Genomic DNA, 26317 nt, shown 5'->3' on the forward strand with positions numbered 1-26317 from the left:
CAAACTTGACGGCGTGACTCGTCCGCGACCTTCTATCGGCCCCGCCCTGGCTGGTGCGGTCGATCTCTCCGGTCTCAAGCAGCGGGCCCAGCCCGCGGGCAGCCCCGCCGCAGGGGCCACGCCGTCGGCCGCCGAGGGTGACCGCGGAATCATCGCGGTCACCGAGGCCAATTTCGAGGCCGAGGTGCTGCTGCGGTCCGAGGAAGTGCCCGTCGTTGTGCTGTTGTGGTCGCCGCGCAGCGATGCGTGTGTCCAGCTGCTCGACACGTTCGCCGGGCTGGCCGCCGAGGACAACGGCAAGTGGTCGTTGACCACGGTCAACGTCGATGTCGCGCCCAGGGTGGCGCAGATATTCGGCGTCGACGCCGTCCCGACCGTGGTGGCGTTGGCCGCGGGTCAGCCGATTTCGAGTTTCCAGGGCATGCAGCCGGCCGAGCAATTGCGCGGCTGGCTGGATCAGATTCTGTCGGCGACCGCCGGAAAGCTCAGGGGTTCAACGGGTTCCGCAGAGGCGGAGGCGGTTGACCCGGAGCTGGCCGCGGCCCGTCAACAACTCGAAGACGGCGACTTCGAGGCGGCCAAGGCGTCGTATCAGTCGATCCTGGACGCCAATCCTGCTAGCGCTGAAGCCAAGGGCGCGATCCGGCAGATCGACTTCCTCACGCGCGCAACCGCGCAACGACCGGACGCCGTGGCCGTCGCCGACGCCGCGCCGGGCGACATCGACGCCGCCTTCGCGGCGGCCGACGTGCAGATCCTCAACCAGGACGTCGGACCGGCTTTCGATCGCCTGATCGCCTTGGTGCGCAGCACATCCGGCGACGATCGCACCCGGGTGCGCACCCGGCTGGTCGAGCTGTTCGAGCTCTTCGACCCGGCCGATCCCGAGGTTGTCGCCGGGCGGCGCAACCTCGCCAACGCGCTGTACTGAGGGTTACTCGGGGGCCAGCCACAGCGCCGACGTCGGCGGCAGCACCAGCAGCGCCGAGGCCGGCCGGCCGTGCCAGGGGTCTTCCGTGGCGTCCACGCCACCCATATTGCCGATCCCCGAACCGTTGTAGGCCGTGGCGTCGGTGTTGAGCACCTCGCGCCACCGCCCGGCCGACGGCAGGCCCAGCCGGTACCCACCGTGCTCGGCACCCGCGAAGTTGAACACGCACGCCATCACCGAGCCGTCCTTGCCGTAGCGCAGGAAGCTCAGCACGTTGTTGCCCGAGTCGTTGGCGTCGATCCAGGAGTAGCCGTCCGGCACGGTGTCCTGGCTCCACAGCGCCGGGTGGCTGCGGTAGATGTCGTTGAGGTCGCGGACCAAGCGCAGCACCCCGTTGGAGAACCCTTGCTCGTCGAGCTGCCACCAGTCCAGGCCCCGCTCCTCGGACCACTCGGCGCGCTGGCCGAATTCTTGTCCCATGAACAACAGTTGCTTGCCCGGGTGCGCCCACTGGTAGGCGAGCAAGCTGCGCAGCCCGGCCGCCTTGACGTGATTGTTGCCCGGCATCCGGCCCCACAACGTGCCCTTGCCGTGCACCACCTCGTCATGGCTGATCGGCAGCACATAGTTCTCGCTGAACGCATAGAGCATCGAGAACGTCATCTCATGGTGGTGGTAGCTGCGGTAGATGGGATCGCGGCTTATGTAGTCGAGCGTGTCGTGCATCCAGCCCATGTTCCACTTCATCGAAAAGCCCAGGCCGCCAAGGTTTGTCGGTCGCGTCACGCCCGGCCATGAGGTGGACTCCTCGGCGATGGTGACGATGCCCGGGGCGGTCTTGTGCACCGTGGCGTTCATCTCCTGCAGGAACTGCACGGCCTCGAGGTTTTCGCGGCCGCCGTAGATGTTGGGGGTCCAACCACCTTCGGGGCGGGAGTAATCCAGGTAGAGCATGGAGGCGACCGCATCCACCCGAAGGCCATCGATGTGGAATTCCTCGAGCCAGAACAGTGCGTTGGCAACCAGGAAGTTACGCACCTCCCGGCGGCCGAAGTCGAATACGTAAGTGCCCCAGTCGAGCTGCTCACCACGCTGAGGGTCGGAATGCTCGTAAAGCGGGGTGCCGTCGAAGCGTGCGAGCGCCCAGGCGTCCTTGGGGAAGTGCGCCGGAACCCAGTCGACGAGGACGCCGATGCCGGCCTGGTGTAACGCGTCGACCAGGGCCCGGAACTCGTCGGGGGTGCCGAATCGCGATGTCGGCGCGTAGTACGACGTCACCTGGTAGCCCCACGACCCGGCGAAGGGATGCTCGGCGACCGGTAGCAGCTCGACGTGTGTGAACCCGTGTTCCACAACGTAATCCGTCAACTCGCGAGCCAGCTGGCGGTAGTTGAGGCCCGGGCGCCAGGAACCCAGGTGAACCTCGTAGGTGCTCATCGGTTCGAACACCGGGTTGCGCTGCGCGCGCTCGGCCATCCAGTCGGCGTCTTCCCACGTGTAGGTGCTGCGCGTCACCCGGGATGCGGTGTGCGGCGGCACCTCGGTGGCGAACGCCATGGGGTCGGCGCGTTCGGTCACGACACCGTCGGCCCCGTGCACCCGGAATTTGTACAGGCCCTCGAGGGGAAAGCCGGGCCAGAACAGTTCCCAAACCCCCGATGAGCCCAGCACCCGCATCGGAGCTTCGCTACCGGTCCAGCCGTTGAACTCGCCGATCAGATTGACGCCCTTGGCGTTGGGCGCCCACACCGCGAACGACACTCCGGTGACAACGCCGTCGGCCGTGGTGAACGAGCGCGGATGCGCGCCGAGAACTTCCCAGAGTCGCTCGTGGCGCCCCTCCCCGAACAGGTGCAGGTCGACCTCGCCCAGGGTGGGCAGGAAGCGGTAGGCGTCGGCGACGACGTAGGGCTCGGCGCCCTGATAGGTGATCTCCAGCCGGTAGTCGATCAGGTTGACGAACGGCAACACCACACCGAACAGGCCGGATTCGATGTGCTGCAACGGGAATCGGTCATCGCCGACCAGCGCGACGACCTCGACCGCATGCGGGCGATACGCCCGGATGACGGTGTGATCGTCATACTCGTGGGCGCCCAGAATGCTGTGTGGGTTGTAGTGCGTGCCCTCGACCAGGCGCGACAGGTCGGCCGGATCGGGCGCCAAGTGCGTCCGAGCGAGTTGGTCGGCTTGGCTCATGTCCCTTTCACCTCCGGTCCTTTTCATCGCCTGCGTAGCAATGTCATTCGAGAGTCATACGGTATGAGTGGCATGTTGATGATGTGCGCGACCGCCTGCCCGGGGTCGATGCGAACGTAGTTGGATTGGCCCCATTGGAATTCCTGGCCGGTGATCTCGTCGCGCACCCAAAAACGCTCGTAGGGCTCCATACCCAATGCGTCCATATCCAAAAACAGCGTCGCTTCCTCGGTGCCGAACGCGTTGAGCGTCACCACCACCAACACGCAGTCCCCGGTCGCCGGGTCGAACTTGGAGTAGGCGAGCAGCGCATCGTTGTCGATGCTGTGGAAATGAATCGTGCGCAGCTGCTCCAGCGCGGGATGCAAGCGTCGAATTGCGTTGAGCTGCGTGATGAATGGCTCCAGCGATCGCCCCTCGGCCAGCGCTGCAGCGAAATCGCGGGGCCGCAACTCATACTTCTCGGAGTCCAGGTACTCCTCGCTGCCCTCGCGCACCGCGCGGTGCTCGAACAGTTCGTACCCCGAGTACACGCCCCACGCCGGGCCCATGGTCGCCGCCAGCACCGCGCGGATGGCGAACATCCCGGGCCCGTTGTGCTGCAGGATGGCGTGCAGGATGTCGGGGGTGTTCACGAACAGGTTGGGCCGGCGAAAGTCGGCCAGGGCGGCGATGTCGTTGCCGAACTCGGTCAGCTCCCACTTCGCCGTGCGCCAGGTGAAGTAGCTGTAGGACTGCGTGAACCCCAATTTGGCGAGGCCATATTGGCGCGCCGGCGGCGTGAACGCCTCCGACAAGAACAGCACATCGGGGTCGATGGCTTTCACCGTGGCGATCAGCCAGGCCCAGAAGTCCGGCGGCTTGGTGTGCGGATTGTCGACGCGAAAGAACTTGACCCCGTGGTCCATCCAGTGCCGGACCACGCGCAGCACCTCGTCGTAGAGGCCGGCCGGGTCGTTGTCGAAGTTGATCGGATAAATGTCTTGGTATTTCTTCGGCGGGTTTTCCGCGTAAGCGATGGTGCCGTCGGGCAATTCGGTGAACCAGTTGCGGTGCTCGCGCGCCCACGGGTGATCCGGGGCGCACTGCAGCGCCAGGTCCAGCGCGACCTCCATGCCCAACTCGCGGGTGGCGGCGACGAACGCGTCGAAGTCCTCGATGGTCCCCAGGTCCGGGTGGACGGCGTCGTGGCCGCCCTCGTCGCTGCCGATCGCCCAGGGAGACCCCACGTCTCCGGGCGCCGCGGTCGGGGAGTTGTTGCGCCCCTTGCGATGTACCTTGCCGATCGGGTGGATCGGCGGCAGGTAGACGACGTCGAACCCCATCTCCGCGATCCGGGGCAGCTGGGCGGCCGCCGTGGCGAAGGTGCCGTGCACCGGGTTGCCGTCGGCGTCCCACCCACCGGTCGAGCGGGGAAACATCTCATACCAGGCGCCGAACCGAGCCAGCGGCCGGTCCACCCAGACGCCGTACTGCTCGCCCCGGGTGACCAGATCGCGCAGCGGGTAGTCGGCCAGGATTTCCTCGATCTCTGGGCCCAACGCCAGCGCGGTGCGGGTGACCGGGTCGCCGGACTCGCGCAGCGCCGCGGCAGCGGCCAGCAGCGGCTCGCGCAGTGCCCGCGGCACGCCCGTCGCCGCGCGCTCGAAGAGACCGGCACCGACGAGCAGATCGTTGGACAATTCGGTCTCGCCCTGACCGGCGTCCAGCTTGGCGATCACGCCGTGGCGCCACGAGTGGATGGGGTCGCCCCACCCGTCGACCCGGAACGTCCACAGCCCGACCTGATCGGGGGTGAACTGACCGTGGAACACGTAGGGCTCCAAGCCCATCGTCATCGGCAGCAGCAGCGGCTTGATCCGTTGCTGGTCGACCTTGCCGTCGCGCGCGGGGGCCGGCTTGGCCGGGGCCTGGACGGCCTTGATCCGGCGGGTCTCGGTTACCTGCGGATAACCGGGCCCGAGGTAGCGCACCACCAAGGTCGCGGCGACGGCCTCGTGGCCTTCTCGCCACACCGCGGCGCTGACCGGCACGACCTCGCCGACCACGGCTTTCGCGGGGTACGCGCCACAGGAAACGACCGGTTGGACGTTATCGATCTCGACACGACCGGGCACCAGCACTCCGTTCCGATTGTGTGCGGCCAAGCCCGCGGTGTGCTCCGTGCGGAATGCCGCTCGTCGGGAAACTTCCTGTCGTGGGGAAACTTTCTGGGCGGGGAGGCATCGTTGCGACCCCGGTAACTACCCGATACCCACCCTAGTCTCCGGTCACACACCGCCGGAGAAATGCGGTCCGTCCCGTCGCCGTGCACCGGCGGGGAACCTCAGTAAGGTAGGGACGCGTGAAAGCCCTCCGCCGGTTTACCGTCCGTGCTCACCTTCCGGAGCGTCTGACCGCGCTGGACCACCTGTCGACCAACTTGCGATGGTCGTGGGACCGCCCCACTCAGGAGCTTTTCGCGACCATCGACCCAGACCTGTGGGAGCGGTGCGGCAGCGATCCGGTGGCGTTGCTGGGCGCGGTCAAACCCACGCGGCTCGACGAGTTGGCGCTCGACGAGGCCTTCCTGCGCCGGCTCGACGAGCTGACCGCCGACCTCAACGACTATCTGAGCCGCCCGCTGTGGTACCAGCAGCAGCAGGAGCAGGGCGCCCAGATGCCGGCCGCCATCGCGTACTTCTCGATGGAGTTCGGCGTCGCCGAGGTGCTGCCCAACTACTCGGGTGGCCTGGGAATCCTCGCCGGCGACCACCTGAAGTCCGCATCCGATCTGGGCGTGCCGCTGGTGGCGGTGGGCCTCTATTACCGCTCCGGGTATTTCCGCCAATCCCTGACCGCCGACGGCTGGCAGAACGAGACCTACCCGTCGCTGGATCCGCAGGGCCTGCCGTTGCGGCTGCTGACGGATGCGACCGGCGAGCCCGCCCTGGTCGAGCTGATGCTGCCGGACTCCGCGCAGCTGCACGCGCGGATCTGGGTCGCCCAGGTGGGCCGCGTCCCGCTGCTGTTGCTGGATTCCGACGTTCCCGAGAACGAGCATGATCTGCGCGGTGTCACTGACCGCCTGTACGGGGGCGACCAGGAACACCGGATGCGCCAGGAGATCCTCGCCGGCATCGGCGGGGTGCGGGCGATCCGCGCCTTCACCGGCATTCACGGCCTGCCGGCGCCCGAGGTGTTCCACATGAACGAGGGCCACGCGGGTTTCCTGGGAGCCGAACGCATTCGCGAACTGATGACCGGATCCGGCTTGGACTTCGATACCGCGCTGACGGTGGTGCGTTCCAGCACGGTGTTCACCACGCACACCCCGGTGCCCGCCGGCATCGACAGGTTTCCCATCGAGATGGTGCGGCTGTACTTCGACGACCACGCGGGTGACGACGCGAAAACCGGTGACAAGGCAGCGAAATCGGATGCTGCCGGTGCTCCGGTGTTGCTGCCGGGAGTGCCGACCGCGCGCATCCTGGCGCTCGGCGCCGAGGACGATCCCACCAAATTCAACATGGCCCACATGGGTCTGCGGCTGGCCCAACGCGCCAACGGCGTCTCGTCGCTGCACGGCCGGGTGAGCCGGTCGATGTTCAACGAACTGTGGCCCGGCTTCGACGCGAGCGAGGTGCCGATCGGCTCGATTACCAACGGGGTCCACGCGCGCACCTGGGCGGCGCCGCAATGGCTGCAGCTGGGTCGCGAACTGGCCGGGTCGGATTCGTTCAGCGATCCGGGGGTCTGGCTGCGGCTCAAGCAAGTCGACGCGGGACACCTGTGGTGGATCCGCTCGCAGCTTAGGTCGCTGCTGGTCGACGACGTCCGGCGGCGGCTGCGTCGCTCCTGGCTGGAGCGGGGCGCTTCGGATGCCGAATTGGGTTGGATCGCAACAGCATTCGACCCTGAGGTGTTGACGATCGGATTCGCGCGACGGGTGCCGACGTACAAGCGGCTGACGCTGATGCTGCGCGATCCGGATCGGCTGGAACAGTTGCTGCTCGACTCCGAACGTCCGATCCAGTTGATCGTGGCCGGCAAATCGCACCCGGCCGACGACGGGGGAAAGGCGTTGATCCAGCAGGTGGTTCGCTTCGCCGACCGGCCAGAGGTGCGCCACCGGATCGCGTTCCTGCCCGACTACGACATGTCGATGGCGCGGCTGCTGTACTGGGGCTGCGACGTCTGGCTGAACAACCCGCTGCGGCCGCTGGAGGCTTGCGGCACTTCGGGAATGAAGAGCGCCCTCAACGGCGGGCTGAACCTGTCCATCCGCGACGGCTGGTGGGACGAATGGTACGACGGCGAAAACGGTTGGGAGATACCGTCCGCCGACGGCGTGACCGACGAGGCGCGGCGCGACGACCTGGAGTCCAGCGGCCTCTATACGCTGCTGGAAGAAGCGGTGGCACCGAAGTTCTACGAACGCGATGAACACGGTGTGCCGCCCCGCTGGATCGAAATGGTGCGCCACACGGTGCAGACGCTCGGTCCGAAAGTGCTGGCCTCGCGCATGGTGCGCGACTACGTCGAGCAGTACTACACGCCCGCCGCGCAATCGCTGCGCAAGACGATCGCACCCGTCGAGGGCGCCGGGGACGCGGCGAGCGGCGGCGAATTCGGCGCGGCCCGTGAGCTGGCCGCGTACCGCAGGCGCGCCCAGGAGGCCTGGCCCAAGATCGTCATCACCGACGTCGACAGCACCGGCCTGCCGGACAGCCCGGTGCTCGGCTCCAAGCTGACCCTGACCGCCACCGTGCAGCTGGCCGGCCTGGCGCCCGACGAGGTCACCGTCCAGGCGGTGGTCGGGCGCGTCGACGCCAGCGACGCGCTGCTGGAGCCCGTCACCGTCGAGATGTCCTACACCGGCACCGCCGAGGGCGGCAACCAGGTCTTCTCGACGACGACGCCGCTGCCGCTGGCCGGGGCGGTCGGCTACACCGTGCGCGTGCTGCCCCGCAATCCCATGCTGGCGGCCAGTAACGAGCTCGGTCTGGTCACGCTGGCACGCTAGCCGGACCGGTCAGGCCGACAGGCCCTCCTGGGCCGGCGCGGTGCGCAAACGCTGCAACGCCTGGCGCACCTGCTCGCCGTTGGTGGTCTGCCAGAACGGCGGAAGCGACGCCCGCAGGTAGCCGCCGTAGCCGGCGGTGACCATGCGCGAGTCGAGCACGGCGACCACGCCCCGATCGGAGACGCGACGCAACAGCCGCCCCGACCCCTGCGCCAGCAGCAGCGCCGCGTGACTGGCCGCGACGGCCATGAAGCCATTGCCCCCGCGCGCGGCGACCGCGCGCTGCCGCGCGCCCAGCAGGGGGTCGTCGGGCCGGGGAAACGGGATGCGGTCGATCAGCACCAGCGACAGCGACGGCCCGGGCACGTCGACGCCCTGCCACAGCGACAGGGTGCCGAACAGGGACGTCTGGGGGTCGGCGCTGAACTGCTCGACGAGCGCCGAGGTGCTGTCGTCGCCCTGACACAACACCGGCGTCGCCAGCCGGTCGCGCATCGCCTCGGCGGCCGCGCGGGCCGCCCGCATCGACGAGAACAACCCCAGGGTGCGCCCGTCGGCGGCGGTGATGAGTTCGGCGATCTCGCTGAGCTGCTCGGCCGAGCCGGTGCCGTCGCGTCCCGGTGGCGGCAGGTGCGCGGCCACATACAGGATCCCGGCCTTGGCGTGCTGGAACGGCGAACCCACGTCCAGGCCGCGCCACTTCGGGTGGTCGTCGTCCTCGCCGGTCAGTCCCCACGCGGCCGCCATGGCGTCGAACGAGCCGCCGATGATCAGCGTCGCCGACGTGAGCACCGCCGTGGACCGCGAGAACACCCGGGACCGCAGCAGCCCGGCGACCGACAGCGGCGCCACCCGCAACACCGGACGCGCTGCGCCCCTTACCTCCTCGTGCTCCAGCCACACCACGTCGGTGCGGTCGGGGATGGCCGGGCCGAACGACGCCAGCACGCGCGACGCGGTGTCCGATATCTCGCTTAGCGCCGCAACGGCTTCGGCGCGCGCCGAGGCCGCCTTGGGATCGTTGGTGCTGTCGATCGCCGAGCGCGCCGCGGTCGCCACGTCGCGCAGTGACGTCAGATACGTCGCCAGCTCCTCGTCGAGGCGATCGATGCGGCCCGGCGTGCCGTCGTGGATGACCGAGGCGAAGTTGGCCGTCGTCGCCTCCAGGCGCTGGATCAGTTCCGGCTCCACCAATCGGGCGATGCGCCGGGCGGTGAGCCCGAGGGCGGCCGACGTCAGCTCCGCGGTGGCCACCGATGTCACCCGGTCGACCAACTCGTGGGCCTCGTCGACGACCAGCAGCGCATGCTCGGGCAGGACCGCGGATTCGGCCACCGCATCGATGGCCAGCAGCGCGTGGTTGGTGACGACGATGTCGGCCTGACCCGCGCGGCCGCGTGCCCGTTCGGAGAAGCACTCGGTACCGAACGGGCAGCGCGTGACGCCGAGGCATTCCCGCGCGGACACGCTGACCTGCGACCACGATCGGTCCGGCACCCCGGGCTTGAGGTCGTCGCGGTCACCGGAGTCGGTGCTCGAGGCCCATTCGGTGAGCCGTTGCACGTCGCGGCCCAGGGCGCTGACCGCCATCGGGTTGAACAGTTCCTCCTGCGGGCGGTCATCGGCCTCCTCGCCGTCGGCGGCCGCGCCGTTGTGAATCTTGTTCAGACACAGATAGTTTCGCCGGCCTTTGAGCAACGCGAACTGCGGACGGCGCGGCAGCGCGTCGGCCAGCGCGTCGACCAGCCTTGGCAGATCGCGGTCGACGAGCTGGCGCTGCAGGGCGATCGTGGCCGTGGACACGACGACGGGGGAGTCGTCCTCGAGGGCGTGCACGATCGCGGGCACCAGATACGCCAGCGACTTGCCGGTGCCGGTGCCGGCCTGCACCACCAGGTGCTCTTCGGTGGCGAATGCCCGCGCCACCGCGGCGGCCATCTCCTGTTGGCCGCTGCGCTCACTGCCGCCGAGCGCGGCCACGGCGGTGGCCAGCAGCTCGGACACGGACACGTCGGACGTGGCTACCCTCTTCGCTGTTCGGGGCGGCGCTCGCGCCGCGGCATTCTTCGCGCGGTGTTAGCGCCGGCCGGCGGGAATCTGCGTCGTCGTGACCGCGGGATCGCCGTGCGACAAGTTCAATCCCTCCCACGGCAGGCTGCGCAGCCCGGAAGTTACCAGCTCGCGCGCCGCCGCGAGGTTCGGTTTGGACACCAGCTCGCCACCGCGCACCAGCGGGACGGTCAGCACCCGCGCCGGTTCGGAGACGGCGGGCTGGTGTCCGGCCGGATACACCACCTCCTCGGTGATGGTGCCGGAGTCGCGGGACAGCCGCAGCGCCTCCTTGTGGCCGCCGTGAGATTCCTTGTGGCTGCTGCGCTTTTGCACCGGCATGCCGTCCACCTCGACGAGTTTGTAGACCATGTTCGCCGTGGGGGCGCCCGAGCCGGTCACCAGCGAGGTGCCCACGCCGTAACTGTCCACCGGTTCGGCGGCCAGCGCGGCGATGGAGAACTCGTCGAGGTCACCGGAGACCACGATGCGGGTCCCGGTCGCGCCCAGCTCGTCGAGCTGCCGGCGCACCTGGCGGGCCAGCACGCCCAGCTCCCCGGAGTCGATGCGCACAGCGCCGAGCCCCGTGCCGGCGGCCGCGACGGCGTTGGCCACACCGGTCGTCACGTCGTAGGTGTCCACCAGCAGGGTGGTGTCCACGCCGAGCGCGTCGACCTGTGCCCGAAACGCCGCCAGTTCGGTGGATTCGGTGGGGGAGTCGGCGCGGGCGTGCAGCATGGTGAACGCATGCGCGGAGGTGCCCTCGGCCGGTATTCCGTAGCAGCGCTGAGCCTCGAGGTTGGAGGAGGCGTCGAAGCCGGCTATGTATGCGGCGCGGGCCGCGGCGACCGCCGCCTGTTCGTGGGTGCGCCGCGACCCCATCTCGATCAGCGGGCGTCCCCGGGCCGCGCTCACCATGCGCGCCGCGGCCGAGGCGACGGCGGTGTCGTGATTGAAAATCGACAGCGCCAGCGTCTCGAGCACCACACATTCGGCGAACGTCCCGCTCACCGAGAGCACCGGAGATCCGGGGAAGTACAGTTCGCCTTCGGCGTAGCCGTCGATGTCGCCGCCGAACCGGAATTCGCGCAAGTACCGCAAGGTATCTGGGTCGAGGAACTGCCCCAGCGACTGGCACGCCTGGTCATCGAAGGTGAACTGCGGCAGCGCCTCGAGCAGCCGGCCGGTCCCCGCGACCACGCCGTAACGGCGTCCCTGGGGAAGCCGGCGCGCGAAGAGCTCGAAGGTGGTCGGTCGACCGGCGCTGCCGTCGCGCAGCGCCGCCGCCAGCATCGTCAACTCGTACTTGTCGGTCAGCAGCCCAGTAACGACCGGGTCGTTCATTCCATAACGGTATCGGCTGCCGTCGGGGCTCGGAAACGTCGTCCAACGCTCGGTATCGTGTAGGCCATGGTTGTTATGTCAGCGCCCACTAAGCCGGGCACTACAGGACAACGAGAGTCCGCTCCGGTAGAGGCCACGGCGAGCCCGTGGGTCACGATCGTCTGGGACGACCCGGTCAACTTGATGACCTACGTGACCTACGTGTTCCAGAAGTTGTTCGGCTACAGCGAGCCGCACGCCACCAAGCTGATGCTGCAGGTGCACAACGAGGGAAAGGCCGTGGTGTCCGCCGGCAGCCGGGAGTCCATGGAAGTCGATGTGTCCAAGCTGCACGCCGCCGGTCTGTGGGCGACGATGCAGCAGGACCGCTGACGGTCGAGGCGCTGGCGATTCCCTGTGCGCAAATGGAAGCGGGTCGAGACCGCTAACGGTCCCCGTTTCCGGTCGTCGCTGGCCTCCCACGAGGCCGCGCTGCTCAAGAATCTGGCCACGGCGATGATCGGCTTGCTCGACGAGCGTGAATCCGCCTCGCCGGCAGACGAACTCGAGGAGATCACCGGGATCAGGACCGGGAACGCCGAACCGCCGAAGGATCCCACGTTGCGTCGGCTGCTGCCGGATTTCTATCGGCCCGACGGCGATGACGCCGAGTCGTCCGATGCCGCCGACAGCCTGAACGCCGCCCTGCGCAGCCTGCACGAGCCGGACATCGTCGACGCCAAACGCGTTGCCGCACAGCGGTTACTGAGCACGGTTCCCGACGATGGCGGCCGCTTCGAGCTCACCGAGGAGGATGCGAACTGCTGGATCGGGGCCGTCAACGACATCCGGCTGACGCTGGGCGTCATGCTCGAGGTGGGGCCCGACGGCCCGGAGCGCCTGCCGGCCGACCACCCGCTGGCCGTGCACTTCGACGTGTACCAGTGGCTGACCGTCCTGCAGGAATACCTGGTCCTGGTGCTCATGGGATCCCGATGACCGCGTCGCGCGGGCAGCGCAACGCCATCACCGACGTGGCGGGCATCCGCGTCGGCCACTACCAACGACTGGACCCCGACGCGTCCCTGGGCGCCGGCTGGGCCTGCGGCGTCACCGTCATCCTGACCCCGCCGGGGACCGTCGGCGCCGTCGACTGCCGCGGCGGTGCGCCCGGCACCCGCGAGACCGACCTGCTGGATCCGGCCAACACCGTGCGGTTCGTGGACGCAGTGTTGCTCGCGGGGGGCAGCGCCTTCGGGCTGGCCGCCGCCGACGGCGTCATGCGCTTCCTGGAAGAACACGAGCGCGGCGTGGCGATGAACGCCGGGGTGGTGCCGATCGTGCCGGCAGCGGTGATCTTCGATCTGCCGGTCGGTGGTTGGCAGTGCCGCCCGACGGCGGAGTTCGGCTACGCGGCCTGTGCGGCCGCCTTGCACGAAAGCGACGCCGGCGCGGCGATGGCCGTCGGGACCGTCGGCGCCGGGGTGGGCGCGCGCGCCGGGGCGCTCAAGGGCGGAGTCGGGACCGCGTCGAGGACGCTGCCGTCCGGTGTGACCGTCGGGGCCGTCGCGGTGGTGAATTCCGCCGGCGAGGTCGTCGACCGGTCAACCGGCCTGCCGTGGATGACGGATTTGACCCGGGAGTTCGGGCTGCGGCCGCCGCCGGCCGAACAGATCGACGCCCTCGCCCGGCTGCCCTCCCCGTCGGATCCGGTGGACAACCCGCTCAACACCGTCATCGCGGTGGTGGCCACCGACGCCGCCCTAAGCCCCGCAGCGTGCAGGCGGGTGGCGATCGCCGCCCACGACGGCCTGGCCCGCAGCATCCGGCCGGCGCACACGCCGGTCGACGGCGACACCGTGTTCGTGCTGGCCACCGGGGCGGTCGAGGTGCCCCCGCCCGCGGAGGCGCCCGCCGCGTTCTCCCCGGAGACCCGGCTGGCCACCGAGGTCGGCAGCGCCGCCGCCGACTGCCTGGCCCATGCAGTGCTGGGCGGCGCGCTGGCCGCCGACTCGATCGCCGGCATACCGAGCTACCGCGACGTGCTGCCGGGCGCATTCGGTCGATGACGGGTGGCCGGCCGCGGCGCCGGTAGCCTTGACGATGCTGGAAACACGCTGGAAGGGCAGAGCGGAGCGATGAACAGAAGCGGCGCTCGCGGCTTCGCGGGGCGTCAAGGCGCGCCGGGCGCCCAGCCGAAGAAGCGGTCCACCGCGACGGTCGGCGCGGCGACCATCCTCACCTTCGTGGCGCTGCTCTACCTCGTCGAGCTGATCGACCAGCTGAGCCGGCATGCGCTGGACGCCAATGGCATCCGGCCGCTGGAAGTCGACGGCCTGTGGGGCATCGTCTTCGCCCCGGTGCTGCACGCGAGCTGGCAGCACCTGGCGGCCAACACCGTGCCGCTGCTGATCCTCGGATTTCTGATGACGCTGGCCGGCCTGTCCCGATTCGTCTGGGCGACCGCCATCGTGTGGATCCTGGGCGGCTTCGGCACCTGGCTCATCGGCAACGTCGGCAGCAGCTGCGGGCCCACCGACCACCTCGGCGCCTCCGGATTGATCTTCGGCTGGCTGGCCTTCTTGTTGGTGTTCGGAATCTTCGTGCGCCGGATGCGCGACATCGTCATCGGGCTGATCGTCATGTTCGCCTACGGCGGCGTTCTGCTCGGGGCCATGCCGGTGCTCGGCACGTGCGGTGGCGTGTCGTGGCAGGGCCACCTGTGCGGCGCGATCGCCGGCGTCCTGGCCGCCTACTGGTTGTCGGCGCCGGAACGCAAGGGCCGGACGTCCAGGAAAGCCGTCACCACCGTGCCGCGGCCCAAGACATGAGCTCGGCGCTGGCGCCCATCGGCGTCTTCGACTCCGGGGTCGGGGGACTCACCGTCGCGCGGGCGATCATCGACCAGCTGCCCGACGAAGACATCATCTACGTCGGCGACACCGGCCACGGTCCGTACGGGCCGCTGACCATCCCCGAAGTCCGCGCGCACGCGTTGGCCATCGGTGACGATCTCGTCGGCCGCGGCGTCAAGGCGTTGGTCATCGCCTGCAACACGGCCTCGGCGGCGTGCCTTCGCGACGCTCGCGAACGCTACGACGTGCCCGTCGTCGAGGTGATCCTGCCCGCGGTGCGCCGCGCGGTCGCCACCACCCGCAACGGACGCATCGGCGTCATCGGCACCCAGGCGACCATCAACTCGCACGCCTATCAGGACGCGTTCGCCGCCGCCCGGGATACCGAGATCACCGCGGTGGCGTGCCCGCGCTTCGTCGACTTCGTCGAGCGCGGCGTGACCAGCGGCCGTCAGGTGCTTGGGTTGGCCGAGGGCTATCTGGAGCCGCTGCAGCGCGCGCAGGTCGACACGCTGGTGCTCGGCTGCACGCACTATCCGCTCCTGTCCGGTCTCATCCAATTGGCGATGGGCGACAACGTGACCCTGGTCTCCAGCGCGGAGGAGACGGCCAAGGAAGTGCTGCGCGTGCTGACCGAACGGGATCTGCTTCGCCCGCATGATGCATCGCCCGCGACACGGGTCTTCGAAGCCACCGGTGACCCCGATGCGTTCACCGCATTGGCGGCGCGCTTCCTGGGTCCCGCCGTCACCGGCGTCCAGTCCGTTCACCGGGTGCACATTGATTGACCTGCGGACGAGATTCTCGTCACACCAATGCGGCGATGTTTTCGTCACGGTCCTGCCGGGCATGGCACAGTAGTGTCCGTGCGAATAACCGTGCTCGGCTGCTCGGGCAGCGTGGTGGGTCCGGACTCGCCCGCGTCGGGTTATCTGCTCCGGGCACCGGACACTCCGCCGTTGGTCATCGACTTCGGTGGGGGCGTTTTGGGTGCCCTGCAGCGCTATGCCGATCCCGGTTCCGTGCACGTGCTGCTGTCCCATTTGCACGCCGACCATTGTTTGGATTTGCCGGGCCTTTTCGTGTGGCGGCGCTACCACCCGACGCGCCCGCTCGGGAAGGCGTTGCTCTACGGCCCGGGCGACACGTGGTCGCGGTTGGGCGCGGCGTCGTCACCCTACGGCGGTGAAATCGATGACTGCTCGGACATTTTCGACGTTCGGCATTGGGTCGACGGTGAGCCGGTGGCCATCGGCGCGCTGACGGTGACCCCGCGGGTGGTGGCCCATCCGACGGAGTCCTACGGGCTGAAGATCACCGACCCCTCCGGTGCCTCCTTCGTCTACAGCGGTGACACCGGCGTCTGCGATCAGCTCGTCGAGCTGGCCCGCGGCGCCGACGTTTTCCTGTGCGAGGCCTCGTGGACGCACGCGCCGGACCGCCCACCCGCGCTGCACCTGTCGGGCACCGAGGCCGGCCGGGCCGCGGCCGAGGCCGGCGTTCACGAACTGTTGCTGACCCACATCCCGCCGTGGACCTCGCGCGAGGACGTGATCAGCGAGGCCAAGGCTGAGTTCGACGGTCCCGTGCACGCGGTGGTGTGCGGGGAGACCTTCGATATCCGCCGCTCCGAGAGGGTCTGAGTCAGCGCGTTAGGGTTGGCGTCGTGACGAGACGAGAAGACGGCCGCCTTGACGACGAGCTGCGGCCCGTGGTCATCACCCGCGGTTTCACCGACCACCCCGCCGGTTCGGTATTGATCGAATTCGGCCACACCAAGGTCATGTGCACCGCCAGCGTGACCGAGGGCGTGCCGCGGTGGCGCAAGGGGTCGGGCCTGGGCTGGCTGACCGCGGAGTACGCGATGTTGCCGTCGGCCACCCACACCCGTTCGGACCGCGAGGCGGTGAAGGGCCGGCTGTCCGGGCGCACCCAGGAGATCAGCCGGCTGATCGGGCGGTCGCTGCGTGCCTGCATCGACCTGGCCGCGCTCGGCGAGAACACCATCGCCGTCGACTGCGACGTCTTGCAGGCCGACGGCGGCACCCGCACCGCGGCCATCACGGGCGCCTTCGTGGCGTTGTCCGACGCGGTGACGTATCTCGCGGCGGCGGGGAAACTGTCGGACCCCCGGCCGCTGTCGTGTGCGATCGCGGCGGTCAGCGTCGGCGTGGTCGACGGCCGGATCCGGGTCGACCTGCCCTACGAGGAGGACTCCCGCGCCGAGGTTGATATGAACGTTGTCGCCACCGACACCGGAACGCTGGTGGAGGTCCAGGGGACCGGCGAGGGGGCGACGTTCCCGCGCTCGACGCTGGACAAGTTGCTCGACGTCGCGCTGGCCGCCTGCGACAAGCTGTTCGCCGCCCAGCGCGAGGCGCTGGCGTTGCCCTACCCCGGTGTGCTCCCGGAGGGGGCTCCGGCGCCGAAGGCGTTCGGCAGCTGACCGTGCCTGATGGTGACGACCCGCCGCGCCCGGCTTCGCCGCGCTTGCGATCGTCACGCCTCCTGGTCGCCAGCCGCAACCCGAAGAAGCTGGCCGAGTTGCGCCGGGTGCTCGACGCCGCCGGTCTGACCGGGTTGACGTTGGTGTCGCTCGACGACGTGGCGGCGTTCGACGAGGCACCCGAGACGGGCGCGATCTTCGAGGACAACGCGCTGGCCAAGGCGCGGGATGCCTTCAACGCGAGCGGATTGGCAAGCGTGGCCGACGATTCCGGGCTCGAGGTCGCCGCGCTCAACGGCATGCCCGGCGTGCTGTCGGCGCGCTGGTCGGGTCGGCACGGCGATGACGCGGCCAATACCGCGTTGCTGCTGGCGCAATTGCGCGACGTGCCCGACGGCCGGCGCGGTGCGGCGTTCGTCTCGGCCTGCGCGCTCGTCTCGGCCGCCGGAGAGGTCGTCGTGCGCGGCGAGTGGCCCGGCAGCATCGCCCGCGAGCCGCGCGGCGACGGCGGCTTCGGCTATGACCCGGTCTTCATCCCGAACGGACACGACCGCACGGCGGCGCAGCTGAGCCCAGCGGAGAAGGACGCCATCTCACATCGCGGGCGGGCGTTGCGGCTGCTGTTGCCCGCGCTCGAAACGCTCGCCCGAGCCGGGGGCTAGAGCGCCCCGGCGTGTGACCTACAACCCGAAACGCGCCTTGACGTCCCTGGTTTGGAAGTGCTCGACGATGATGCCGAGCAGCGGGATGGTCCCGGACAGCAGCACGCCCACCGTCTTGCCGAGCGGCCAGCGCACCTTGACCGCCAGATTGAACGCGGTCAACACGTAGATGAAATACACCCAGCCGTGGACCACTTCGATCCACCGGATCTCGTGGCCGAAGGCGAGGTGCGAGACGATCTCGTAGCACAGCGCGATCAGCCACAGACCCGTCGTCCACGCCATGATCCGGTAGCCGAGCAACGCGGTGCGGATCTTGTCGGCGGGGACCGCGGGCACTTGCGCTCCGGACGTCTCCGGTGTGGTCATGCGGTTGTCCTCTTCTGCTTTTCGGCGTCGTGCGCGGCGAGCTCGGCCAGGTAGGCGTTGTACTCCCGCAGGGCGGGGTCGTCGGGTGTCTGCGCGGCGGGCTTGGGCCGCTCGGGTAGCAGCCCGGCGGGTATCTCCGTCATCGCGTCAGTGCCGCGCGGCTGTGGTGGCTCCTCTTCGTAGCGCACGAATTTGCGGTACGCGTACACGCAGAATCCCGCGAACAGCGGCCACTGCAACGCGTAGCCGAGGTTCTGAAAGGAGCCCGAGACGGAATTGAACCTGGTCCACTGCCACCAGCCCAGGGCCAGGCAGCCGCACGCCGCGACGATCACCAGCGCGATGAGCGCGGGCCTGCGACGATGCGTAGTGGACACCCCTTGACCGTACCGCTTTGGGATTGGGGCCCGACGAATTCGTCGAGCCCGTGCCGGCAGCCCGGCGGCGTCGCAAGCGATACGATCGGCAAGCCGCGGGCGTGGCGAAATTGGCAGACGCGATGGTTTTAGGTGCCATTGCTCGAAAGAGCTTGAGGGTTCGAGTCCCTCCGCCCGCACTGGTCGACGCCCGGGACGAAATCTTTCGGCGGTAAAGGCATCAAACCCTGTGCGCGGGGTACCTGGAACCCACAGGACCTAAGGGGGACGCCATGCCCGCGCATACCGAGCCACCGCCACGAAGCGAAAACGCTTTCACCGCAGCCGATGTCGAGTGCGCCGAACGCAGAGCAGCCGCGGCCCGCGAACGCGCCGCCCGCGCTGGGCTGTCCGCTGCGCGAAGCTTCGAGGAGTCCGCGCTCCAACACGAGCGGGTCGCCAGGACACAGGAGTGGACCGCCGAGCAAGGCGTGCCCCATGCCGACGCGCACCGCCAGTCCGCAATCAAGCACCGTCAGGCGGCCGAAGAGGACCACAAGCTCGCCGAGCTGAAGCGCAAAGAATCCGAAGCGGACCTGGCCCCCGACGTCGGCCAGTGACCGATCACTCCGCCACGAAGCGGGCACGCACCTCCGGGGCCGGCAGCGGACAAGTGTCGTACTTGCCGCCGATGCGGTAGCGGACCGCGGCGAATTTGTCGTAGAGCCAATCGCGCAGCGGAGCGGGAATGACGCGCGCGAGCGCGACCAGTCGCCAGGGTCCGCCGAGGTAATGCGCCACGCGCAGCACGGCCTCGGATCGGACGGCCGCCCGCTCCGAGGGCCCGCCCGGGTCATCCACAAACACCACCGAGTCCACGCTGCCGATCTCGGGGTGCCGCTCGATGATCGCTTTGGCGAAGACGCTCTCCAGCGCCGCGAAGCGCAGGGGGCCGGTGGGATCGAACCGCAGGATCGTGCGCACCGACCGGTTGCACACGCCGCACGCCCCGTCATACAGCAGCACCGGCGCCGCTGACTCACCGCTCATGTCGTCCAGGTTACGGGGCGGCGCCGCGGTTGACCTATGGTAAGGCAACCCTTAGTTTGTGAGGGTAACGTACCGAGCCGTGACCAGCTGGCCGGTGATCTCGGCGCCCAGCCGGGGTCGTGGCAGGTGTCGAATCCAGCGTGTGTGCGGGCCGCATCGATCCGTGGCCTCGCCTTGTCGTCAGATCGGCGAGGCCGTCGCGGCGCGGGGTGCCGCGAGAAAGGACCGTTAATGGCGCGCGGATTCTCCGGTGTGATGCTGCGCAGCTTCGGCGCGCGCGATCACACCGCGACGGTGATCGAAACCGTCCGGATCGCACCGCATTTCGTGCGGGTGCGGATGGTGTCGCCGACGCTGTTCGAGGACGTGGATCCCGAACCGGCTGCGTGGCTGCGGTTCTGGTTCCCGGACCCGGACGGATCGAAGACGGAATTCCAGCGGGCGTACACGATCTCGGAGGCGGACGTTCCCGCCGGACGTTTCGCGGTCGACATCGTGCTGCACGATCCCGCCGGACCGGCGTCGCAATGGGCGCGCACGGTGCAGCCCGGGGCGACCATCGCGGTCATGGCGTTGATGGGCTCGTCGCGGTTCGACGCGCCCGACGAACAGCCGGCCGGCTACCTGCTGATCGGCGACTCGGCGTCCATCCCGGGGATGAACGGCATCATCGGGGTGGTCCCCGACGACGTCCCGATCGAGATGTACCTCGAACAACACGACGACGACGACACGCTGATCCCGATCGCGCGGCACCCCAGGCTCCGGGTGCACTGGGTGGCCCGCCACGACGAGAAGTCGCTGGCCACGGCGATCGAAAACCGGGACTGGTCGGACTGGTACGCGTGGGCGACGCCGGAGGCCACGACGCTCAAGCAGGTGCGAACACGGCTGCGCGACGAGTTCGGCTTTCCCAAGTCCGAGGTGCACGCCCAGGCGTACTGGAACGCCGGGCGCGCCATGGGCACGCGGCGCGGCGACGAGCCGGCGGTATCCGACGGTGTCGCACCCGCGGTCTCCGCGGAAGACGTTGCGGCGCAGCTGGAATCGGCGCAGGGGGTGCCAGAGGCCACACCCGCCCCGGCGGCCCGGGGGAACTGGCGCGCCCAGGGCGCGGGGCGGCTGCTCGCGCCGCTGCGCTCGGCGCTGATCGTCTCCGGTGTGCTGCAGGCGGTGATCACGCTGGTCCAACTGGCGCCGTTCGTGTTGCTGGTGGAGCTGGCCCGACTCTTGGTCTCGGGCGCGCCCGCGTCCCGGCTGGCCGGCATCGGCATCGCGGCGGTGTCGCTGCTGGGCCTGGGCGCCTTGCTCGGTGCCGCCCTAACGCTGTGGCTCCACGTCGTCGACGCGCGGTTCGCCCGCGATCTGCGATCGCGCCTGTTGCACAAGCTGTCTCGGCTCCCACTGGGCTGGTTCACCGCACGCGGGTCGGGGTCGATCAAGCAGCTGCTGACCGACGACACGCTGTCCCTGCACTACCTGGTGACCCATGCCATCCCGGACGCGGTCGCCGCCGCCGTCGCGCCGGTCGCGGTGCTGGTCTACCTGTTCGCCGTCGACTGGCGGGTGGCGCTGGTGTTGTTCTTGCCGGTCCTGGTCTACCTGGTGCTGACGTCGTCGCTGACGATTCAGTCGGGTCCGCGCATCCCGCAATCGCAGCGCTGGGCGGAGACGATGAGCGGTGAGGCCGGCGCATACCTGGAAGGCCAGCCGGTGATCCGCATCTTCGGTGGCGCCGCCGCGTCCAGCTTCCGGCGCCGCTTGGATGATTACGTCGGCTTCCTGGTCGCCTGGCAGCGCCCGCTGGCCGGCAAGAAGACGTTCATGGATCTGGTCACCCGTCCCTCGACGTTCCTGTGGCTCATCGCGGTCACCGGCACCTTGCTGGTGGTCACGGGCCGGATGAATCCGGTGAACCTGCTGCCGTTCTTGGTGCTGGGCACCACGTTCGGGGCACGGTTGCTCGGCATCGCCTACGGTCTGGGCGGCATTCGCGCCGGCATGCTGGCCGCTCGACGACTGCAGAACACCCTCGACGAGGCCGACCTCGCTATGCACGATCACCACGAGGCCACCGGGGATCCGGCGTCGACGGTGGTGTTCGACCACGTCAGCTTCGGCTACCGGCCCGACGTGCCGGTCATCCACGACGTCTCGCTGACGTTGCGGCCGGGGACGGTCACCGCGCTGGTCGGCCCCTCCGGGTCCGGCAAGTCGACGCTGGCCGCCCTGCTGGCCCGGTTCCACGACGTCGGGCAAGGCTCCATACGCGTTGGGGGGCAAGACATTCGGTCGATGACCGCCGATCAGCTGTATGCGCAAGTCGGATTCGTGCTGCAGGAAACGCAATTGGTGTACGGCACGGTCGCGGAAAACATCGCGCTGGCCGTCCCCGACGCCACCGCCGCGCAGATCGAACAGGCGGCACGCGACGCGCAAATCCACGACCGCATCATGCGGCTGCCGGACGGCTACGACACCATGCTGGGCGCCGGCAGCGGGCTCTCGGGCGGCGAACGTCAACGGCTCACCATCGCGCGCGCGATCCTCGCCGACACCCCGGTGCTGATCCTCGACGAGGCCACCGCCTTCGCCGACCCGGAATCGGAATACCTTGTCCAGCAAGCACTCAACCGGCTGACGCGGGATCGCACCGTGCTGGTGATCGCGCATCGATTGCACACCATCACCCGGGCCCACCAGATCGTCGTGCTCGACCACGGCCGCATCGTCGAACGCGGCACGCACGACGAGTTGCTGAGCGCCGACGGCCGGTACCGACGGCTGTGGGACGGCGGCCATCGGAGCCGCCGTGATCAGCTGAGCGCGGGCACGAGCGGCGAGGGGGTGCGATGATTCGCACGTGGTTGAGTCTGGTTCCGGCTAATCGCCGCAACCGGGTCATCACCTACACGGTGTTGGCGTTGGTCTCCGTGGTGGTGCGGGCGGTGGCCACCGTGCTGCTGGTCCCCTTGGTGGGGGCGTTGTTCGGTGACGACCCGCGGCGGGCGCTGGCCTGGCTGGGCTGGCTCACGGCGGCCACCGCGACCGGCTGGGTGATCGACACCGCAACGGCGCGTAGCGGTTTCGACCTGGGCTTCGCCGTGCTGGACCACAGCCAACATGACGTCGCGGATCGGCTGCCCGGCGTGCGGCTGGACTGGTTCACCGCCGAGCACACCGCAACCGCACGGCAGGCCATCGCCGCCACCGGACCGGAGCTCGTCGGCCTGGTCGTCAACCTGCTGACGCCGCTGATCTCCGCCGTCCTGTTGCCCGCGGCCATCGCGGTGGTCCTGCTGCCGGTGTCCTGGCAGCTGGGGGCCGCGGCGCTGGGGGGCCTGCCGCTGCTGTTGGGTGCGCTGTGGGCGTCGGCGCGCCTGGCTCGGCGCGCCGATGTCGCTGCGGCCCAGGCCAACAGCGCGCTCACCGAGCGGATCATCGAGTTCGCCAGGACCCAGCAGGCGTTGCGCGCCGCACGGCGCGTCGAGCCGGCGCGCAGCCTGGTCGGCGACGCGCTGGCCGCACAACACGGCGCCACCATGCGCCTGCTCTCGATGCAGGTCCCGGGCCAGCTGCTGTTCAGCCTCGCCAGCCAGCTCGCGCTGATCCTGCTGGCCGGGGCCACCACCGCGCTGACCCTTAACGGAACGCTCACGGTGGCCGAGGCCGTCGCGCTGATCGTCGTCATCGTGCGCTACCTCGAGCCGTTCACCACCATCAGCGAGCTGGCGCCGGCGCTGGAAAGCACCCGCGCCACGCTCGAGAACATCCGCTCGGTGCTCACCGCGCCGCTGATGAATGCCGGTGGCGCCACGCTGGCCGGCGCCGCGGCGCCACGCATCGAGTTCGACGACGTCGTGTTCCGCTACGACGGCGCGGGCGCGCCGGTGCTCGATGGCGTGAGCTTCGCGTTGGAACCGGGCAGCACGACGGCGATCGTCGGACCCTCCGGTTCGGGTAAGAGCACCATCCTGGCGCTGATCGCCGGGCTGCACGAGCCCACCGGCGGCCGGGTGCTGATCGACGGGGTGGACGCGGCGACGCTGGATGCCGACGCCCGGCGGGCGGCGGCCAGCGTCGTTTTCCAGCACCCCTACCTGTTCCACGGGTCGATCCGCGACAACGTGTTCGCCGGGGATCCCGGCGCCGGCGACGAGCGGTTCGCCCGGGCGGTGGCGCTCGCGCGCGTGGACGAGCTGGTCGCACGGTTGCCCGACGGCGCCGACACGGTCGTCGGCGAGGCCGGTTCGGCCCTGTCCGGCGGTGAGCGCCAACGCGTCAGCATCGCCCGCGCGTTGCTCAAACCGGCGCCGATCCTGCTGGTAGACGAGGCGACCAGCGCGTTGGACACCGAGAACGAAGCCGCGGTCGTCGACGCACTCACCGCCGACCCGCACGCACGCACTCAGGTGATCGTCGCGCACCGCCTGGCCAGCATCCGTCACGCCGACCGCGTGCTGTTCCTCGACAACGGCCGGGTAGCCGAGGATGGCACGGTTGACGAATTGCTCGCTGCGGGCGGCCGTTTCGACGAATTCTGGCGCCGGCAGCACGAAGCCGCCGAATGGCGCATTCTGACCGACTAGCGCACCGCGGTTGACCGCAACTCTTGCGGTATGCCTTACAGTTTGTCAGTCGGACGGAGCTGTCCGCGTACAGGAGGCGTGCTGGTTATGAGTGCTGTGCTGTCCATCCCGCGATACCCCGGCGACGTGACCCCGCAGTGGTTGTCGGCCGCGCTGTCCGGCGGCGGCGCACCCGTGGAGGTCGCCGACGTCGACGTGGTCGCGATCGGCACCGGACAGACCGGGGCGACCTACCGGGTCACCGCTCGCTATGCGACGGATCCTGGGGACCTGCCGCAGACCTTCGTGATCAAGCTGCCCGCCCAGGACGACACCGTGCGCGACCGGGTGGTCATCGGGTACCGCAGCGAATGCGCGTTCTATTCCTCGGTGGTCGATCGGGTGCAGGTGCCCACGCCACGATGCTTCTACTCCGAGATCACCGACGATGCAATGGATTTCGCCCTACTGCTCGCCGATCAGGCGCCGGCGGTGCAGGGCGATCAGCTCGTCGGCTGCGGGGAAACCGAGGCGCGCCTTGCGGTTACCGCGCTGGCAGGCCTGCATGCACCCAGTTGGTGCGATCCCGTCTGGCTCGATTTCCCCGGCATCGCGTTTGGCCGGCCGGATGAGGCCGGTGCGGACGGCATGGGCGAGGTGGCGAAGGTGAGCGCCGACATCACGCTGGACAAGCTGGGCGAGCGGATGAGCGCCGCAGATCGCGATACCTTCAGTGCGGCAATGCGTTTGATCGCGCCCTGGCTGTTGTCCGAGTATGACCGGTTCGCCCTGCTACACGGCGACTATCGCCTGGACAACCTGCTGTTCGATCCGGAGCGGACCAGGGTCAGCGTAGTGGACTGGCAGACGCTCGGCGTGGGTCTGCCGACCCGGGATCTCGCGTACTTCACCGCGACCAGCCTCAATCCGCAACTGCGCGCGAACATCGAAGAGGGCCTCGTCGCCGACTATCACCGCGCGCTGACGGCCGGCGGGGTCGGCGACTACGACCGCGAAACCTGTTGGCGCGACTACCGGCTCGGGGTGCTGCAGGCCCCGCTGATCTCCGCGCTCGGGTTCGCGTTCGCCGCCGCCACCGAGCGCGGCGACGACATGGTGCTGGCCATGCTCAGCCGCGGCTGCCGGGCGATCCGCGAGCTCGGGACGCTGGAGCTGATCGGCTGAACGCTCTACAGGTCGCCGGTGAAGTCGGCGCTGAGCCAGCGGTCCGGGCGGATGGTGAACAGCACCTCCTCGACGCCTTCCATGCTGCGCACGAATGCGCGCCCACCTTCCTCGCCGAGATAACGGATGGCGACCGTCTCCGCCACGTCGACCGGGGCCGGCTTGGTGGTCTCGATGATCGTGCCCTCGACCACCACGTACTGATACGGCGGCTCCTCGCGCTGCACCACCACCGTCACCGCCCCCGCCCGCTCGATGAGGCGCGCCTTGCGGCTCGACGCCCCGGTCATGATCCGGATGTTTCCGCCGGGGGTGTAGTCGTACCAAATCGGCACGCTGGCCGGCGGCCGGCCTTCGGTGGCGGCGACGGACAGCACGGCCACATGCTTGTCGGCGAGGAATTCCTGGCGCTCGGATTCGGTGAAGGCTTTCATGACGAGTGCAAACGCCCGGGCGGTGGAGCTATTCCCGATCCGCCCGAAGGGCGCTCAGTACTGCGTCGAGCCCTGATCGACCGGGATCTGGGCCGCGGTGACCTTGCGTGATTCGTCGCTGGCAAGCCAGCACACGGTGTCGGCGATCTCCTCCGGCTCGGCGACCCAGTCGGGCAGAAACGGGGTGAGGACGTGCGACAGCTGGGGGTTGGTCTCCATGGTCTTGCCCACCGCCGTGACCATGTCCCCGGAACCCATCGGGGTGTTCACCGGACCCGGGTGCACGCTGTTGACCCGGATCGAATGCTTGCCCAGTTCCGCGGCGAAGGCCCGCGCCAGCCCGGTGACCGCATGCTTGCTGGCGGTGTAGTGAATCATGAACGGCTGCATCTTCATACCGGCCGCGGAACTGATCAGGATGATCGACCCGCCCCGGCCGCCCTCGATGATCTTGTCCGCACCGGCCATCACGGTGTTCCAGGTGCCGGTCACATTGATGTCCATGACGTCACGGAAATTCTCCGGTGTGATCTCATCCCATGCCTGCGGAGCCGCGACCCCGGCGTTGGCGACGATGACGTCCAGCCGGCCCAGCTCGGCGACGCCGTCGGCGACGACCTTTCGCAGACCGTCGAAGTCGCGGGTGTCGATGACCGAGGCGATGATCCGGCGATTCGCGGCTTCGACCAGGCGCACCGTTTCGCTCAGGTCATCGGGAGTCGCCGGATCGTAGGGCACGCAGGACGGGAGCTTGCCGGCGATGTCGACGGCGATGATGTCGGCGCCTTCGGAAGCCAGGCGCACCGCGTGCGCCCGACCCTGGCCCCGGGCCGCGCCGGTGATGAATGCCACTTTTCCGGCAAGCCTGCCGCTCATCGTTGCTCC

The 26317-nt window shown here is 69.1% G+C and carries 23 protein-coding genes and 1 tRNA gene; 15 read left to right on the forward strand and 9 right to left on the reverse strand.

The genetic code is table 11. From position 1 onward, the window contains the following. The first annotated feature begins 13 nt into the window (after window positions 1-13). Window positions 14-931 (forward strand): tetratricopeptide repeat protein, encoded by a 918-nt coding sequence (locus tag AC5Y5B_RS06510; RefSeq protein WP_112631859.1) that lies wholly within the window; start codon window positions 14-16, stop codon window positions 929-931. A 3-nt stretch (window positions 932-934) separates the two neighbouring features. Here the strand turns inward: AC5Y5B_RS06510 and glgB are convergent, their stop codons facing one another. Both glgB and AC5Y5B_RS06520 read right to left on the reverse strand, forming a co-directional pair. After that, window positions 935-3130, reverse strand: a complete 2196-nt coding sequence (gene glgB, locus AC5Y5B_RS06515; RefSeq protein ID WP_112631858.1) for a 1,4-alpha-glucan branching protein GlgB — start codon at window positions 3128-3130, stop codon at window positions 935-937. Between the two features lie 23 nt (window positions 3131-3153). Beyond that, window positions 3154-5247, reverse strand: a complete 2094-nt coding sequence (locus AC5Y5B_RS06520) for an alpha-1,4-glucan--maltose-1-phosphate maltosyltransferase (RefSeq protein ID WP_500004433.1) — start codon at window positions 5245-5247, stop codon at window positions 3154-3156. 227 nt (window positions 5248-5474) lie between these two features. Here AC5Y5B_RS06520 and glgP point away from each other — a divergent pair, with 227 nt between their 5' ends. Then, window positions 5475-8135: an alpha-glucan family phosphorylase gene (gene glgP / locus AC5Y5B_RS06525; protein WP_500004435.1), complete on the forward strand. Its 2661-nt coding sequence runs from the start codon at window positions 5475-5477 to the stop codon at window positions 8133-8135. Window positions 8136-8144: 9 nt separating this feature from the next. Here the strand turns inward: glgP and AC5Y5B_RS06530 are convergent, their stop codons facing one another. Together AC5Y5B_RS06530 and AC5Y5B_RS06535 are read right to left on the reverse strand one after the other, a co-directional pair. Then, complete coding sequence (locus tag AC5Y5B_RS06530) at window positions 8145-10145, reverse strand: ATP-dependent DNA helicase (RefSeq protein WP_112631855.1); 2001 nt, start codon at window positions 10143-10145, stop codon at window positions 8145-8147. Between the two features lie 66 nt (window positions 10146-10211). After that, window positions 10212-11528: a nicotinate phosphoribosyltransferase gene (locus tag AC5Y5B_RS06535; RefSeq protein ID WP_500004437.1), complete on the reverse strand. Its 1317-nt coding sequence runs from the start codon at window positions 11526-11528 to the stop codon at window positions 10212-10214. 66 nt (window positions 11529-11594) lie between these two features. On the opposite strand from AC5Y5B_RS06535, the gene clpS reads away from it, so the two are divergent. From clpS to rdgB, 8 genes are all read left to right on the forward strand, one after another. Further along, window positions 11595-11900: an ATP-dependent Clp protease adapter ClpS gene (clpS, locus tag AC5Y5B_RS06540; RefSeq protein ID WP_066867352.1), complete on the forward strand. Its 306-nt coding sequence runs from the start codon at window positions 11595-11597 to the stop codon at window positions 11898-11900. A 24-nt stretch (window positions 11901-11924) separates the two neighbouring features. Beyond that, the gene (gene aosR / locus AC5Y5B_RS06545) at window positions 11925-12506 is read left to right on the forward strand and encodes an oxidative stress transcriptional regulator AosR (RefSeq protein WP_112631853.1); all 582 of its coding nucleotides are present in this window, start codon (window positions 11925-11927) and stop codon (window positions 12504-12506) included. Then, on the forward strand, window positions 12503-13576 hold the full coding sequence (locus AC5Y5B_RS06550) for a P1 family peptidase (RefSeq protein ID WP_500004440.1): 1074 nt from the start codon (window positions 12503-12505) through the stop codon (window positions 13574-13576). The genes aosR and AC5Y5B_RS06550 overlap by 4 nt, the downstream gene beginning before the upstream one ends. Before the next feature lie 69 nt (window positions 13577-13645). Further along, entirely contained in the window at window positions 13646-14338 is a 693-nt protein-coding gene (locus AC5Y5B_RS06555; protein ID WP_500004442.1) for a rhomboid family intramembrane serine protease, read from the forward strand. Beyond that, entirely contained in the window at window positions 14335-15150 is an 816-nt protein-coding gene (murI, locus tag AC5Y5B_RS06560; protein WP_500004444.1) for a glutamate racemase, read from the forward strand. The genes AC5Y5B_RS06555 and murI overlap by 4 nt, the downstream gene beginning before the upstream one ends. A gap of 72 nt (window positions 15151-15222) precedes the next feature. Further along, complete coding sequence (locus tag AC5Y5B_RS06565) at window positions 15223-16005, forward strand: cyclic nucleotide-degrading phosphodiesterase (protein ID WP_500004446.1); 783 nt, start codon at window positions 15223-15225, stop codon at window positions 16003-16005. A 23-nt stretch (window positions 16006-16028) separates the two neighbouring features. Then, entirely contained in the window at window positions 16029-16808 is a 780-nt protein-coding gene (gene rph, locus AC5Y5B_RS06570) for a ribonuclease PH (RefSeq protein WP_500004448.1), read from the forward strand. Window positions 16809-16852: 44 nt separating this feature from the next. Next, a complete protein-coding gene (gene rdgB, locus AC5Y5B_RS06575; protein ID WP_500004770.1) occupies window positions 16853-17470 on the forward strand; it encodes an RdgB/HAM1 family non-canonical purine NTP pyrophosphatase in 618 nt (205 codons plus the stop codon). A gap of 18 nt (window positions 17471-17488) precedes the next feature. Here the strand turns inward: rdgB and AC5Y5B_RS06580 are convergent, their stop codons facing one another. Beyond that, window positions 17489-17839: a DUF3817 domain-containing protein gene (locus tag AC5Y5B_RS06580; RefSeq protein ID WP_500004450.1), complete on the reverse strand. Its 351-nt coding sequence runs from the start codon at window positions 17837-17839 to the stop codon at window positions 17489-17491. Next, a complete protein-coding gene (locus AC5Y5B_RS06585) occupies window positions 17836-18216 on the reverse strand; it encodes a hypothetical protein (protein ID WP_112631845.1) in 381 nt (126 codons plus the stop codon). The genes AC5Y5B_RS06580 and AC5Y5B_RS06585 overlap by 4 nt, the downstream gene beginning before the upstream one ends. A 95-nt stretch (window positions 18217-18311) precedes the next feature. On the opposite strand from AC5Y5B_RS06585, the gene AC5Y5B_RS06590 reads away from it, so the two are divergent. After that, window positions 18312-18395 (forward strand) — tRNA-Leu (locus AC5Y5B_RS06590). A gap of 93 nt (window positions 18396-18488) precedes the next feature. Then, complete coding sequence (locus AC5Y5B_RS06595; protein WP_500004453.1) at window positions 18489-18815, forward strand: hypothetical protein; 327 nt, start codon at window positions 18489-18491, stop codon at window positions 18813-18815. Between the two features lie 4 nt (window positions 18816-18819). On the opposite strand, the gene AC5Y5B_RS06600 is transcribed toward AC5Y5B_RS06595, so the two are convergent. Beyond that, window positions 18820-19245: a thiol-disulfide oxidoreductase DCC family protein gene (locus AC5Y5B_RS06600; protein WP_500004454.1), complete on the reverse strand. Its 426-nt coding sequence runs from the start codon at window positions 19243-19245 to the stop codon at window positions 18820-18822. Between the two features lie 231 nt (window positions 19246-19476). On the opposite strand from AC5Y5B_RS06600, the gene AC5Y5B_RS06605 reads away from it, so the two are divergent. The 3 genes from AC5Y5B_RS06605 (at window position 19477) to AC5Y5B_RS06615 (ending at window position 24998) form a co-directional block, all read left to right on the forward strand. Beyond that, window positions 19477-22101, forward strand: coding sequence for an ABC transporter ATP-binding protein/permease (locus AC5Y5B_RS06605; protein ID WP_500004456.1), 2625 nt, complete (start codon window positions 19477-19479; stop codon window positions 22099-22101). Next, window positions 22098-23834, forward strand: coding sequence for an ABC transporter ATP-binding protein (locus AC5Y5B_RS06610; protein ID WP_500004457.1), 1737 nt, complete (start codon window positions 22098-22100; stop codon window positions 23832-23834). Before AC5Y5B_RS06605 ends, AC5Y5B_RS06610 begins: the two co-directional genes overlap by 4 nt. Window positions 23835-23921: 87 nt before the next feature. Beyond that, window positions 23922-24998: a phosphotransferase family protein gene (locus tag AC5Y5B_RS06615; RefSeq protein ID WP_500004460.1), complete on the forward strand. Its 1077-nt coding sequence runs from the start codon at window positions 23922-23924 to the stop codon at window positions 24996-24998. Window positions 24999-25003: 5 nt separating this feature from the next. Here AC5Y5B_RS06615 and AC5Y5B_RS06620 read toward each other — a convergent pair whose 3' ends face one another. Further along, window positions 25004-25432, reverse strand: a complete 429-nt coding sequence (locus tag AC5Y5B_RS06620; protein WP_500004464.1) for a pyridoxamine 5'-phosphate oxidase family protein — start codon at window positions 25430-25432, stop codon at window positions 25004-25006. Between the two features lie 54 nt (window positions 25433-25486). Next, a complete protein-coding gene (locus tag AC5Y5B_RS06625) occupies window positions 25487-26308 on the reverse strand; it encodes a mycofactocin-coupled SDR family oxidoreductase (RefSeq protein WP_112631839.1) in 822 nt (273 codons plus the stop codon). Between the last annotated feature and the right edge of the window lie 9 nt (window positions 26309-26317).

This window comes from Mycobacterium sp. NGS33, assembly GCF_059812885.1.

Bases quoted from the DNA above. Each gene is read 5' to 3' on its own strand.
- glgB (WP_112631858.1), bottom strand. From the start codon at position 3,130: ATGAGCCAAGCCGACCAACTCGCTCGGACGCACTTGGCGCCCGATCCG.
- AC5Y5B_RS06535 (WP_500004437.1), bottom strand. From the start codon at position 11,528: ATGAACGACCCGGTCGTTACTGGGCTGCTGACCGACAAGTACGAGTTG.
- clpS (WP_066867352.1), top strand. From the start codon at position 11,595: ATGGTTGTTATGTCAGCGCCCACTAAGCCGGGCACTACAGGACAACGA.
- AC5Y5B_RS06550 (WP_500004440.1), top strand. From the start codon at position 12,503: ATGACCGCGTCGCGCGGGCAGCGCAACGCCATCACCGACGTGGCGGGC.
- AC5Y5B_RS06555 (WP_500004442.1), top strand. From the start codon at position 13,646: ATGAACAGAAGCGGCGCTCGCGGCTTCGCGGGGCGTCAAGGCGCGCCG.
- murI (WP_500004444.1), top strand. From the start codon at position 14,335: ATGAGCTCGGCGCTGGCGCCCATCGGCGTCTTCGACTCCGGGGTCGGG.
- AC5Y5B_RS06580 (WP_500004450.1), bottom strand. From the start codon at position 17,839: ATGACCACACCGGAGACGTCCGGAGCGCAAGTGCCCGCGGTCCCCGCC.
- AC5Y5B_RS06595 (WP_500004453.1), top strand. From the start codon at position 18,489: ATGCCCGCGCATACCGAGCCACCGCCACGAAGCGAAAACGCTTTCACC.
- AC5Y5B_RS06600 (WP_500004454.1), bottom strand. From the start codon at position 19,245: ATGAGCGGTGAGTCAGCGGCGCCGGTGCTGCTGTATGACGGGGCGTGC.
- AC5Y5B_RS06605 (WP_500004456.1), top strand. From the start codon at position 19,477: ATGGCGCGCGGATTCTCCGGTGTGATGCTGCGCAGCTTCGGCGCGCGC.
- AC5Y5B_RS06610 (WP_500004457.1), top strand. From the start codon at position 22,098: ATGATTCGCACGTGGTTGAGTCTGGTTCCGGCTAATCGCCGCAACCGG.
- AC5Y5B_RS06615 (WP_500004460.1), top strand. From the start codon at position 23,922: ATGAGTGCTGTGCTGTCCATCCCGCGATACCCCGGCGACGTGACCCCG.
- AC5Y5B_RS06620 (WP_500004464.1), bottom strand. From the start codon at position 25,432: ATGAAAGCCTTCACCGAATCCGAGCGCCAGGAATTCCTCGCCGACAAG.
- AC5Y5B_RS06625 (WP_112631839.1), bottom strand. From the start codon at position 26,308: ATGAGCGGCAGGCTTGCCGGAAAAGTGGCATTCATCACCGGCGCGGCC.